At 54.9% G+C, this 13,210-nt stretch carries 8 protein-coding genes and 6 pseudogenes; 2 read left to right on the top strand and 12 right to left on the bottom strand.

The window, feature by feature from the left end; translation table 11 throughout:
• Positions 1 to 161: 161 nt before the first annotated feature.
• Positions 162 to 656, top strand: coding sequence for a small multi-drug export protein (locus OMP40_RS14565; protein WP_277532268.1), 495 nt, complete (start codon positions 162 to 164; stop codon positions 654 to 656).
• Between the two features lie 36 nt (positions 657 to 692).
• Positions 693 to 1,486 (top strand): annotated as a pseudogene (locus OMP40_RS14560) (helix-turn-helix domain-containing protein).
• 167 nt (positions 1,487 to 1,653) lie between these two features.
• On the opposite strand, the pseudogene OMP40_RS14555 reads toward OMP40_RS14560, so the two are convergent.
• The 12 genes and pseudogenes from OMP40_RS14555 to OMP40_RS40120 form a co-directional block, all read right to left on the bottom strand.
• Positions 1,654 to 3,079 (bottom strand): annotated as a pseudogene (locus OMP40_RS14555) (malic enzyme-like NAD(P)-binding protein).
• Between the two features lie 30 nt (positions 3,080 to 3,109).
• A pseudogene (locus OMP40_RS14550) lies at positions 3,110 to 4,127 on the bottom strand (ABC transporter ATP-binding protein).
• Positions 4,124 to 5,101 carry an ABC transporter ATP-binding protein gene (locus OMP40_RS14545; RefSeq protein WP_277532267.1) on the bottom strand — a complete coding sequence of 326 codons (978 nt, stop codon included), beginning with the start codon at positions 5,099 to 5,101 and terminating at the stop codon, positions 4,124 to 4,126. Before OMP40_RS14545 ends, OMP40_RS14550 begins: the two are co-directional and overlap by 4 nt.
• Positions 5,102 to 5,119: 18 nt before the next feature.
• Positions 5,120 to 6,017: pseudogene (locus OMP40_RS14540) on the bottom strand (ABC transporter permease).
• 51 nt (positions 6,018 to 6,068) lie between these two features.
• On the bottom strand, positions 6,069 to 6,983 hold the full coding sequence (locus tag OMP40_RS14535; protein WP_277532266.1) for an ABC transporter permease: 915 nt from the start codon (positions 6,981 to 6,983) through the stop codon (positions 6,069 to 6,071).
• Between the two features lie 75 nt (positions 6,984 to 7,058).
• Positions 7,059 to 8,642: an ABC transporter substrate-binding protein gene (locus OMP40_RS14530; protein WP_277532265.1), complete on the bottom strand. Its 1,584-nt coding sequence runs from the start codon at positions 8,640 to 8,642 to the stop codon at positions 7,059 to 7,061.
• A gap of 96 nt (positions 8,643 to 8,738) precedes the next feature.
• Positions 8,739 to 10,182 (bottom strand): annotated as a pseudogene (locus OMP40_RS14525) (M20 family metallopeptidase).
• A gap of 63 nt (positions 10,183 to 10,245) precedes the next feature.
• Positions 10,246 to 10,953 (bottom strand): annotated as a pseudogene (locus tag OMP40_RS14520) (amidohydrolase family protein); the annotation flags it as partial.
• Complete coding sequence (locus OMP40_RS41740) at positions 10,904 to 11,248, bottom strand: amidohydrolase family protein (protein WP_420871933.1); 345 nt, start codon at positions 11,246 to 11,248, stop codon at positions 10,904 to 10,906. The gene OMP40_RS41740 and the pseudogene OMP40_RS14520, both read right to left, overlap by 50 nt.
• A gap of 56 nt (positions 11,249 to 11,304) precedes the next feature.
• Positions 11,305 to 11,709, bottom strand: a complete 405-nt coding sequence (locus OMP40_RS14515; RefSeq protein WP_277532264.1) for an amidohydrolase family protein — start codon at positions 11,707 to 11,709, stop codon at positions 11,305 to 11,307.
• Between the two features lie 267 nt (positions 11,710 to 11,976).
• Positions 11,977 to 12,801 carry a hypothetical protein gene (locus OMP40_RS40125; protein WP_338131121.1) on the bottom strand — a complete coding sequence of 275 codons (825 nt, stop codon included), beginning with the start codon at positions 12,799 to 12,801 and terminating at the stop codon, positions 11,977 to 11,979.
• Positions 12,798 to 13,190, bottom strand: a complete 393-nt coding sequence (locus OMP40_RS40120) for a hypothetical protein (RefSeq protein WP_338131120.1) — start codon at positions 13,188 to 13,190, stop codon at positions 12,798 to 12,800. The genes OMP40_RS40125 and OMP40_RS40120 overlap by 4 nt, the downstream gene beginning before the upstream one ends.
• Positions 13,191 to 13,210 lie beyond the last annotated feature (20 nt).

Raw genomic sequence — 13,210 nt, 5'->3', positions numbered from 1 at the left:
CCGCCCAAAAATCGCAAGGATACTTAAAATAACAGGACTGCAACGCCATGTTGACAAGACGCAACCATCAGTCGCTAGCAAGCGACAAGGGTGCTTTATACAATTTTTAAAGGCTGACTGACGGATGTTCAGCACACTTAACCAGAATCGGGAGGATAAACATGACGCGGGATATGTTAAAATTCGTGGTAGAACATTTAAAGGACTGGGACCCCCTGTTTCAATACGCGGGGATCTTGCTGATCGCCGGCATTCCGTTTGCCGAAGCGATTGTAGCCACCATGGCCGGAACCATACTCGAGCTGCCGTTGATAGGGGTATTTCTGCTTGGAATCGTCGGAAATCTGCTGTCCGTGATGATCATCATTGCGCCCTTCCACGCCTTGTTTCGCTGGTTGAGGAATCGTCCGAACAAGAAATCGGGATTCGTTCGGCGGCGTTCGAAGCGCGCCCGCGAGATCTTCGATACGTATGGCGTACCGGGACTCGCTCTGATCTCGCCGCTTATCGCTTCGGGGCATATCGCCGCCTTCACGTCTTTGGCTGCGGGTACGGGAAAACGAAAGGTGATCCTGTGGCATACCCTCAGCATTGTCGTTTACAGTGCGGTCGGGTTGGCCGTCGGTCTTTTCCTGAAAGCGAGATTGATCGAATAGCAAGCCTTGCAATCGGATCGGGGAGGGTTTTGGAGCGTGACATTCGGTGAAAAGCTGGTGAGTCTGCGCAAAGAAAAAGGATTGTCGCAAGAAGCGCTGGCCGAACAGTTAGGAACGACCAGACAGGCGGTTAGCAAATGGGAGAACGGCCAAGGATACCCCGAGACGGAGAAGCTGCTCATGATCGGCAATGTCTTTGAAGTATCGATGGATTTTCTATTGAAGGATTCTGTGGAACCGCGCTCGGAGCAAGAGGCGGGTTATTACGTCAGCAAGGAGATGGCCGAGGGCTATTTGGTATATTCCCGCAAGTATGCCCGCTCCCTCTCCTTCGGCATTTTCTTTTTGGCGCTGGCTTTTGTGCCGTACTACTTGTTCGAGCGCGACGTGGCTTATTATTTGCTTCCGACGGTTATTATCGCTACGGTCGGCATTGGATTTCTCGCTTCCACTTCGCTTTTTTGAAGAAGTCGGGTACAAGATCTTAAAGCAGGAACCGTTGCTGATCGATCAGCCGTTTTTGCAGGAAATTCGACAGCGGTATGCACGCTTGAAGCAAAAAAAACATGCTGTTCGTGATGTCCGGAATTGCCGTCTTCACGGCCGGATGCTTGCCCGTCGCGCTGGTTCGCAAAGAGATTGTGGCGTTTGAACATTTAATGTCTTACTATCCGTTGTTTTTTGTGCTGATCGCGGTCGGTCTGTTTATCATGACCCGGTACTTCACGCTTTTAGAAGCCTATCGGCTGCTGGCGAACAACGAAGTGTATACGCGTCGTTTCGGCTTCAAGCTGCGTCGCAAAATGCTCAAGAAGTTCGACGACCTGTAGGTCGCTCGGGCGACCGTGCTTAGAGCCGCTCGACCCGCGCATGCGGGTCGAGCGGCTCTTTATCACGCAAGCCGTCTTCGTCAGCGGACTCAGCCGTATACTTCAAGCGCACAAAACGCCGATGATCAAGACATCGGCGCTCTCTTGCGAAAGGCAGCTGCCGGCCGCTACAATGCCGCCGCCCCTCCCTCGACGATCGAACGAGGCACATCGTGTTCGATAAAATCCGGAGGAATCCGTCTGGCATGGCCGGATTGAATGGCCGATTCGATCACGGCCCTTCGGACATATTCGACGACCTTGTCGTTGAATATGCTTGGGATAATATAGTGCTCGTTCAACTCATGAGGCAGAATGACAGCCGCGATCGCCTTGGCCGCAGCCACCTTCATATCCTGCGTAATCATGCGGGCACGGCAATCCAGCGCGCCGCGGAATATACCCGGGAAGCATAGCACGTTGTTGATCTGATTCGTATAATCGCTCCGCCCCGTAGCCACGACCCGCGCGTATTTCTCCGCGATCTCGGGTTCGATCTCGGGCGTCGGATTCGCCATCGCGAAAACGATGCCGTCCTGCGCCATGCGCCGCAGATGCGCTTCGCGCAGAACGCCCGGCCCGGAGACGCCGATGAACACATCGGCATCCGCAATGGCATCCGCGAGCGAACCTTCGAGGCCATCAGGGTTCGTCACGTCCGCCAGCCGCTGCCACTCTCGATTGTCGTACGCCGCGCCTCGATGAATGATGCCTTCACGGTCGACTGCATAGACATGCTTGGCGCCAGCTGCCAGCAGCATATTGCATATGGATACGCCCGCCGCCCCGATGCCGACCACTACGATTCTCACGGACTCGATTCGTTTCCCTACCACCAGCAGCGCGTTCAGCAATCCCGCCATCACGACGACCGCGGTTCCATGCTGGTCGTCGTGAAAAACCGGAATTTGCAGCTCGTCCACCAGCCTCCGCTCGATCTCGAAGCAGCGGGGCGATGCGATATCCTCCAGATTAATGCCGCCGAGGCCGGGCGAGACCGCCTTGACGATGTTTACGATTTCATCCGGATCCTTCGTATTCAGACAGAGCGGGAAGGCATCGACGCCGGCGAGCTGCTTGAACAGCATCGCCTTCCCCTCCATCACGGGCATCGCCGCTTCCGGACCGATATCGCCAAGACCGAGCACGGCGGTCCCGTCCGATACGACGGCAATCGTGTTTCGTTTCATCGTGAGCGAATACGCCTTGCCGGGGTCCTCGTGGATGGCCATGCTGACCCGGGCGACTCCCGGGGTGTACGCCTTGGATAGATCGTCCCGGTTTTTGATCGGGAACTTCGGATTCACTTCGATCTTCCCCCCCCAGATGGACGAGGAAGGTCTGGTCCGATACATTGATCACATGAATGCCGGGCATTTCCGTGAGCGCCCGGATGATCCCGTCATTGGCCGATACCCGAAGATTAACCGTCACGTCGCGGACGGTGACGGCTTCGCCTGACCGGATCACGTCGATCGCCACGATATCTCCGCCGGCGGCAGTGATGACTGTCGCCACTTCCGCGAAGCTGGTAACCGATTTCTGAATCTCCATGCGGATCACGATGGTCGTCGATATGGACACCTAGATCCCTGCTTTCCTATGGACTTGAGAGGACCGTTCGTTAAATTCCGGAAAGTGGCAAGCGCTGGCATGCCCCTCCGCGATCTGCCGCAGCTCCGGCTCGACTTCCATGCAAATTGGCTGCGCATACGGACAACGGGTATGAAAGCTGCAGCCTGCGGGAGGATTCGACGGACTCGGGAGGTCTCCCTGCAAAATAATGCGTTCCTTGCGCCGGGAGGGATGCGGGTTAGGAACCGCGGATATCAAGGCTTCCGTATAAGGGTGGCGCGGCCGGGCGAACAGCGCTTCCCGGTCGGCGAGCTCCACGATTTTACCCAAGTACATCACGGCGATCCTGTCGCTGATGTGCTTCACGGCCGGCAAGCCGTGAGCGATAAAAATAAACGTCAATCGAAATTCCTTTTGCAGCTTCTTCAATAGATTCAGAATCTGCGACTGGATGGATACATCGAGCGCGGACACCGGCTCATCGCATACGATCAGCTTGGGATTGAGCGCGAGCGCGCGCGCAATCCCGATTCGCTGCCGCTGTCCCCCGCTGAACTCGTGAGGATGCCTGTGGGCATGATGCGGACCCAACCCTACGACCTCCAGCAGCTCCGACACCCTTTTCTTAAGCGCCGCTCCTTTATAATCGCTGTGTACCTTCAGCGGCTCGGCAATGATGTCTTCTACCTTCATTCGCGGATTGAGCGAGGAGAACGGATCCTGGAAAATGATCTGCAGATCCCGGCGAACGCTGCGCATCTCCTCCTTGCTCAGCCGGTTCAGGTCTCGCCCCTCAAACCAGATCTCGCCTTCCGTCGCGTCAAGCAACCGAAGTATAAGCTGGCCGGCCGTCGACTTGCCGCAGCCGGACTCCCCCTACGATGCCTAAGGTTTCTCCCTGGTTTACCGCGAAGTCCAGTCCGTCAACCGCACGTACGACCCCGACTTGCTTAGACAATATCCCTTTTTTCAGAGGGAAATGTTTTTTCAGCCCTTTTACTTCCAGCAACGGTTTCCGTTCGTTCAATGGACCTCACCCGCTTTCAGGCAGCTTGCGTAGTGATCGTTCCCATAATGCGCAAGCCGCGGCTTAACCGCCTTGCACTGGGCATCGGCCCATTTGCAACGGGGATGAAACGCGCACCCGCTAGGCATATCGAGCGGATTGGGCACCATGCCCGGTATCGTATCCAGCTCTTCCCGCTGCTCGTCGATATCGGGCAGGGAGCCTAGCAGCCCGATGGTGTAAGGATGCTTCGGATGCTCGAACAAATCGCGGACCGTCGCCTCTTCGACCACTTCGCCGGCGTACATGACCATCACGCGGTCGGCCATTTCCGCCACGACGCCCAGGTCATGGGTAATCAGGATGACCCCGGTATCGAGCTCCTTGCCAAGCTTGCTCATCAGCTCCAGGATTTGCGCCTGGATCGTGACATCGAGCGCCGTCGTCGGCTCGTCCGCGATGAGCAGCTCCGGATTGCAGGCCAGCGCCATGGCGATCATCACCCGCTGACGCATGCCGCCGGAGATCTGATGCGGGAAGTGATCCACGACCTTATCCGGGTGGGGCAGCCCCACGAGCCTCAGCATGTCGATGCTCTTCGCGCGCGCTTCCTTCTTATCGGCCTTCTGGTGAATCCGTATCACTTCGCCGATTTGATTGCCGATGGTGAATACGGGGTTCAGGGACGTCATCGGCTCTTGAAAAATCATCGATATTTGATTTCCCCGCAGCTTGCGCATGTCTTTCTTGCTCATCTTGAGCAGATCCTGCCCATGAAAAAGAATCTGCCCGCCCACCACCTTGCCCGGTTCCGCGACAAGCCCCATGATCGAAAGGGACGTCACGCTTTTGCCGCATCCGGATTCCCCTACGATCGCCAGGGTTTCTCCCTTTCTCACGAATAACGAGATCCCATTGACGGAGGGAACGACGCCTTCTTCCGTTTTAAAATTCGTCTGCAAATCCCGGACTTCGAGAATCTTCTGCGCTCCCAATCGGATTCACCCCGCTTTCTATTTCGATCCCCTGGCTTTCATGCGCGGGTCCAGCACGTCCCGTATGAAATCGCCCAGGAAAATAATCCCCAACACGGTAATCGTAATCGCGATGCCGGGAAAAGTAGCCACCCACCAGCTGGTAGCCAGATACTGGCGGCCATCGCTCAGCATGCCTCCCCACGAAACGGTAGGCGGTTGAATGCCCAGACCCAGGAAGCTAAGCGAAGCTTCCAATATAATGGTTGTCGCCACGCTTAAGGTTGAAATGACGATCAGAGAGGACACAATGTTCGGGAATATATGCTTCATGATGATTCCGAAGTCCTTCGTGCCGATGGCGCGGGCCGCTCGCACGAAATCCCTTTCCTTTACGCTCAACACTTCTCCCCGGACAATCCGCGCATACTGCGTCCAATTCGTCAAGCCAAGCACGAGGACCAGCGTGATCGTATTCGGACCTAATACGGACAAAATGACGAGCATAAACAAAATGCCCGGTATGGCCAGAAAAGCGTCTACGATTCGCATAATAACAAGATCAATCCAGCCGCCGTAAAATCCGGCGATCAAGCCGAACACGATTCCGATGACCCCCCGCCAGCACGACCGCGCCGATGCCAACCATCAGCGAAACCTTGGAGCCGTGAATAATGCGGCTTAATTCGTCCCGGCCAAGGTTATCCGTGCCCAATGGATGCTGGGCGCTTCCGCCTTCCATCCACATCGGAGGCGTGAATCTCTTGGATACCTCGGTATGCTTAGGATCGTGAGGAGACAGGATCGATGCCAGAATCGCCGTTAATATGACAATGACGACGATGACGAGACCGATCGTCCCCGTCTTGCTCTTGAACAGCTGCCGCGTGAGCCGCCGCCGCGCTCCCGGCCGCTTCGTCCGCTCTGTTCCCGGAATATCGCCGGCTCGATCGTTTAATAGAACTGACACAAGACCACCTCCGGCAAGCTATATCTTGATTCGCGGATCGAGCAAACGGTAAACAAGATCAGCCAGCAGATTGCTAACGATGACAAACAGCGCAATGATAAAAACCGCGGCTTGCACGATGGCCATATCCCGCGCATTGACGGCCTGAATGACCAATTGTCCCATGCCCGGCCAGGAAAAGATCGCTTCGGTAATTAACGTTCCGCCGATCAAGGTGGACGTCTGCAGCGCCATAATGGTCACGACGGGAATCAACGAGTTGCGAAAGGCATGCTTGTAGACGACGATCGTCTCCCACAGGCCCTTGCTCCTGGCCGTGCGGATATAATCCTGGCTTAGAATCTCCAGCATGCTGGAGCGGATCAAGCGCGTCATCTCGGCGGCGATCGCCGCTCCGAGCGTAATGGAGGGCAGTACGAGCTGTGCGAAGGTACCGCGGCCGGACACCGGAAATAGTCCCAGATAGACGGAGAAAAACAAGATGAGCATAATGCCTAGCCAGAAGCTCGGCATCGCCTTGCCAAGCACGGAGAACCCGGTAATAAACACGTCCAGCACGGAGTTTCGTTTGGTCGCCGATAAAATGCCGAGCGGGATGGATATAAGCGTAGCCACGAGCATCGAAGCGGCTGCCAGTTCGAATGTCGCGGGGAGGCGTTCAAGCACGATAGGCAATGCGGCGGTATTATACCGGAATGAGGTGCCGAAGTCTCCTTGCAGCAGATTGAACATGTACTTGAAATATTGGACGAACAGGGGCTGGTCCAATCCGAGCGCGGCGGTCAGCACGCGGCGATCCTCGTCCGTGGCCGTCTCGGACAACATGAGCGTTACCGGATCGCCCGTCACGTGAACGAGTATAAAAACGATGAGCGTGATGAGGAACATAACCGGAATGATTTGAAGAACGGCCTTGATTAAAAAGCCTTTCATCGTCTTCACCTCCTTGAGAAAGGTTGCCGAGCAAAAGGAGGCCCCCTTGGAGCCTCCTCTTTCACCCCTAAAAAATCACTTTAACGTAACCTGGTCCGCATAAAGCATCTCATCCAATCGCGGACTGAATTCGACCCTGTCGCTGATGCCGAAGTTCGCGTTCTCCTGGAACAAGTAGATAAAAGGACGCTCTTGCGCGATAATATCCTGCACCTTAAAGTACTGCTGCTCCCGTTCCTTCGCATTCATATTGGTTTCCGCCGCGGCAAGAAGCCGATCGACTTCGGCGTTGCTGTAGTCCGTTTCGCCCTTGGCGCCTTGCGTAGAGATTCTTGAAAAGGCCAATGCCGCGTCGAACATCGAATTGCCGAACGGAATGAGCACGAGCTCGTCGAAGGTTCTTCCTCTGAACTTCTCCTGGTAAGCGCTGTTCTCCAGCAATTCCAGCTTGGCTTCGATTCCGACTTCGGCGAGCATGGCGGTAATCAGCTCTGCCGTTTCTTTGTCCTTGGAGCTGTCGCCCGAAGCGTTGAAGGTAAGCTTGAGCCCTTTCTCGTAGCCGGCTTCCTTCAGCAGCTGCTTGGCCCGTTCCGGATCGTACAGCGAGGTGCCGAACAGATCGGCTTTGGCTCCGAAGTTGCCCGGCGTCACGCGCGTGCGGGTCGGCGTAGCGGCTCCCATATAAATGCTGTCCACGATGGCCTGCTTGTCGATGGCCAGATCGATCGCTTCTCTAACGCGCGGATCCGCGGTGACCGTTCCTTCCTTGGTGCGCACGTTCAGCTGAATGACCCGCTGGGTAGGCGTTGCGGCGGCATGCGTGCCTTCGTTGCTCTCGATGCGGTCCATATCGATCGCCGGGACGTTCACGGCAATGTCCACGCCGCCGGTCAGAAGCTCGGCTACGCGCGTTGCGTCTTCCGGGATCACGCGGAACGTGACCTCGTCCCAATTGGGCGCATCCCCGACGTAATCCGGATTCCGAACCAGCTCCAGCCTGTCGTCGCGAATCCACTGCTTGAATTTGTAAGGTCCCGTGCCGATCGGATTGCTCTGGAACTTCTCCCAGCCCTGTTCCTCGAGATACTTGGAGGGCAGCATCCCCGAGCCGAGCCGGGACAACCGGTTCAGCAAGGCAGGCTGAGGGCCGTCCGTAATAATATCTACGGTATATTCGTCTACGATCTTTACTTCCTTGATCTGCTTGTAGTTGCCGTATTCCAGAAGCTTGTCGTCTTTGGATACGCGCTCGAGCGTATACTTGACGTCCGCGGAGGTGAACGGGTCGCCATTGTGGAACTTAACGCCTTGGCGGAGGACGAATCTCCAAGTCGTGTCGTCGATCGATTCCCAGGATACGGCGAGGTCGGGCTCTATGACCTGCTTCTCGTTTTTCTTGACCAGGTAGCTGAACAGGTTGACATGTACGGCTTCCGTAGGCGTGTTGTTGTGGTTATGTATATCGAAGCCTTGGACATCGTACGGGATGGCAATCGTCAGATGCTTGGATCCGCCGGCGTTCGCACTGCTTTGCGCGGTCCCTTTGGTATCCGTCGAGCTTGAAGATGCGGCCGGACTCGATGGTTTGCTGCTGCAGCCGGCCAGCACCAGCGTTAGCGCGACTACCAATACCATGCTTACGCTCACTAGTTTCCTCATGGATTCGTCTCCCCTTATTTAACGCAATTTTCTTTAAATATGCGCTTATTGGTTACAGTATAGTGAACCGGATTTATTATGTCAATATACATAACATCAAACGGCGCGGTAGGATGGCTTTAATTTTTCCGGGGGCTTCAGGTGTTGGGGGATGAGCGATCGATAAGCCATTCCGAGCAGCCGCTCTGACAGTTCGGCCTTTGCAATCGTCAGAATGCTTGGGTTTTCCATCGCTTCAATGGCCGTGCAAGCAATGACTTTGCCGGCTTCCAGCATGCCTTTGTGTGCGATGGGCATCGCGCCTTGGGCGACGACCTGCCAAGTATGGATGGGCGTACCCAATGCCCAGCACGCTGTCCTGCATTGCATGGTCGGCACCACCCAGCTGACATCCCCCCACGTCGGTAGAGCTTAGCATTTTGATCTCCCGTTCGGCTAAAGGCAGAATAAGGTCCGATATCGCTTTGTCCTTTAACGCTGCCGCCGTTTCTTGATCCACGCCTACAAAGGCAGCATCCAGCTCTTCCGGCGTCAGCGTATTCCTGATCGCCTCGGCATATTGCCGGTCCGCCTCGTCGTAAGCCGGAACGCCGATTCCGGTCAGGTGCTTGTGCATGACTCCCGCCAAGGTCCGATTGGGTATCAGGTCCAGGGCCGCTCCTTCGAAAACGACGTCCATCTTCGTTCCCGTCATCAAGGCGGCGCCTTTGGCCACGTCGTATACCCTGTCGTAGAGCTCGACTACCTGCTGGGTTTTGGGAGCGCGTATCAAATAAACGACCTCGGCATGGGCCGGCACGACATTCGGCAATACGCCGCCGCTGTCCGTAATGGCATAATGGATTCTGGCCTCGGAAATCATATGTTCCCTTAAGTAATTGACGCCAATGTTCATTAGCTCCACCGCATCCAGCGCGCTGCGCCCCAAGTGAGGAGCAATGGCGGCATGCGAGCTCGTACCGGAAAATACGAATCTCGCGGAATAGTTGGCAAGGGAGCTGGCGTTCATGACATAGGCCGTTGTCGAAGGATGCCAGGAGAGGGCCAGGTCCACGTCGCCAAAGTAACCGTCGCGGACCATATAAGCTTTTCCGGATCCGCTCTCTTCGGCGGGACAGCCGTAAAAACGAACGGTTCCCCGCAAACCTGTCGTATCCATATATTCCTTAATGGCAACGGCAACCGCCAGGGCGCCGGCGCCCAGCAGATTGTGACCGCACCCGTGTCCTGGTCCTCCCGGCACGGCAGGCTCCTTGCGAGCCAGCCCGTTTTTCTGGCTTAAACCGGCCAATGCGTCGAATTCTCCCAGAATGGCGACGATCGGCTTTCCATTTCCGTAGCTTCCGATAAATCCCGTTTGCAGCCCGGCTACTCCCTTTTCCACGCGGAACCCGGCTTCCTCCAGCGCCTCGCATATATATGCGGAAGATTCATGCTCTTCAAAGAAAATCTCCGGCCGCTCCCACACCTTGTCGCTTAACGCAATAAATTGATCCTTATTGCTTTCTATATATTCGGATATGTAGCTTTGCAAGTTCATTCCCCCGATTTCCTCTCTGCCTGCCGCCAACTTCAATAGACGGCTCATGCTGCCCCCAAGAACAGCCTGCCGGCTGGCCTCGTCTTTTTTCGTTGCGGATAGGGCCCTGTCCAATTCGAAGCCTTGATGCATGGAAGGTCCGTTGCTGCCAAAAATGACGCGATGAGCCCCGAACGCTTGAATGCAATTTTCCAGAAAGTCCTGCCTGTATACGCCCGAAGTCTCGATATACAGGTTGTTACGGCTGCGCATGGCCTCATAGGCATCGGCCTGGGCCATGCCGCTGACATTAAGCTGCCCGCCGTTCGTCATAATAATGGAGGCTTCAGGCACCTCGCCTGCCAGATGCGCCACTTGCATAGGGTGCGACACCCAAGGAAAACCGGATGCGATCATGAGGGGAACGCCCATCGCGGCCGCTTGTCTGGCCACCGGAACGACATAATCGGCGCTTGCCGAGTAACCCTCCTCCCAAGGATGTAGAAATACGCCCCGAAGTCCAAGCTTGGATACGGACCGTTCGACTTCCTGCACGGCTTTTTTTCCTTGCCTCGGATCCACGCGCGCAAAACCGATGAAACGCTGCTTTTGCCATCCCGCCACGGACGCGATATAATCGTTTTCCGGCTCCAGATGATAATTCATCGGTTGAACGGGGCAGATCACGGCGCATGGAATGCCGAGTTTGTCCATGCTTTCCAATAGCGGTTCCGGCGTCTGCTCATAGCCGTAGATGGACTTGCCTACATGAACGTGCGCATCGATGATCATAGCCTTCCCCTACCTTCTCTTCGCGCGCTCGAGGATTTGAGCGAAGCTTTCTCCCATGACCAGCCGATAGTCTTTTTTCGGACAATCCGGCCCACTTCACTTTTTTGACTTCCAATTCGGGATTGCAGCCCGGTCCGTCGCTTGCAAATAGAACCCTTTCGGCGCCTATTCTCCGGACGGCTTCATGAATTTTGTGCGGATACGGCATGGCGGATGTCTCGAGATATACGTTCTCGTATTTCTCCGCGACCAAGAGAGCGTCGTCTACATGGAAATATCCCCCCCATATGGCCAAGGATGATCTTGGATTGCGGACATAACTCCGCCGCCCGGGCGATCTGCAGGGGCAAGCTAAGCGACTCGTCTCCGCAGTGAAACAAAGTCGGGATATTCAGCTCCCCCCGCCTTGCGAATCAAAGCCAAGGACGCTTCATGATAGGGACGTGTCTTGTTGCTCTCAGGGTGAAACTTCAATCCCATGAAGCGATGGTCCCGCACGACCTCCTCTAGCAATGCAATCGCTTTCTGCTTGGCTTGCGGATGAAGCCGCGCATAGCCGATCAGCCTGTCGGGGAACTTTTTAACGGACGCTATGATGTAGTCGAGGCCGTCTTCCTTGGCGATCGGGGTGTCGCAGTAAGTCATGATCACCGCTTTTTGAATATTGGCTTCATCCATCAGCCCAATCAGCTTCTCGGGAGGGTCCACCCATGGTTCGACGTTGTCCACATGCGTGTGGGAGTCGATGATTTCCACCTTTTGCATCCCCCTTTCTTATTTAACGAAAATTTCTTTAAATATTCGTTTTTTAATCAGTATAGTGAACACTTAAAGGAATGTCAATGTATATAACATGCCGGTTTGTACATTCATGGTCATGGATAAAAAAAGACCAATCTCGATTGGCATAATCGAGGTTGGTCTGCTGGAACAGCTTATTTCAATTGATAAATCTTGCTCGGGCGGCCCCGACTGTGGGAAGACTCTTCTCCGATGTATTCGGCCAATCCAACGTCGCACAGCTCAGAGACGATTCGCTGCGCATTTCGCTCGCTCATGTGAAGGTTGGCGGCCAAATCCCGGGTCGTAAATACCGTCCAGCCCATTTTGCGGTTCAGCGCGTCGATTTTTTTTATACGATTTTACGCTGATATTGCCTTTCTTGAGCTTCTCCATAAAATCCTTGTCATCCGTGCGATAGGAATAGGTCAGCTCTTCCTCCTGCCCTGCCGACTCGATCATCGTGCCGTCCTCTTTGATAATGACGATTCCGTGCTCCTCTTTCCCCTTCGATTGCTGAATCGCGCGATGCGCGTTCGTCTCCGCCGAGTAAGCTGTCTCTCCGAATCCAATGCCTACCGCTACCGTCGTCTCCGCCTCGGCCGCCAAATAGTTCACCGTGTGGTGAAGCATCTTAATCTCCCGTTCGATCGCGCCTCGGGTACTGAAGATCGCATATCTGCCGTTTCCCTTTTCCAGCAAGGAGCCGTCCAGCTTCTCGCAAAGATCGATCAGCGCTTTTTTCAGCCGCAGCTCCAGATACTGCAGATGATAGGGCGATTTGGCCTTGTCGATAATTCGGTCGAAATTTTCGATCTCGATAATCTCGATGCCGATCTGCGTTTCCTTGAAGTAAGACGTATTTACCTTCTCGACAAATATCCTTAAGGTCTGCATAATTTCCATACGGCTCGGCGAGATCAGAAAGACAGGGACGCCAGCTTCCTTCAAGGCCTCGAATACCATGGAAAAACAGGTAAACGCCCCTTCCGTCCTTTTGCTCTTCCACAAATCGAGATGGAATTGGAATAGCGCCTGCGGATCGATATCCACATCGAAGTATTTCACTTGCAAATCCTGGGAGACATCTCCAACTGCTGAAGCGCCCTGTCTATATCAATGTCGCTTATCGTAAAAATATCGATGCTGACCCGGTCGATCAATTTGCCTTGCGAAAAAACCAAATCGAGGAAGCACTTATACAGACTGGATTCCGTTAACCGAATATGTACCAGCTTTTCGTCAGAACCCAGCGCCTCTTTCGCAGCTTTGTAGGGGATCGCTCCGGAAAACAGCCATGAGTCCACCCTATGATCGTTTTCCAGTACAATTCTGGCGGTTTCTTTGGTCTCTACATAAGAGTAGGGGATAAATTCCAGTCCTTGATCAAACGCCTTGGCCTCAGCTAAGATTCGCTCCACGGACTGTGTGGGCCCGACAACGCCAACCTTGTACATCCATGAATCCCGCCTTCAAA

Origin of the sequence: Cohnella rhizosphaerae (assembly GCF_029525575.1) — a bacterium.
GTDB classification, from domain to species: domain Bacteria; phylum Bacillota; class Bacilli; order Paenibacillales; family Paenibacillaceae; genus Cohnella; species Cohnella rhizosphaerae.
Note: the sequence above shows the minus strand (reverse complement) of the source record. Positions and strands in the feature narration are given on the sequence as shown.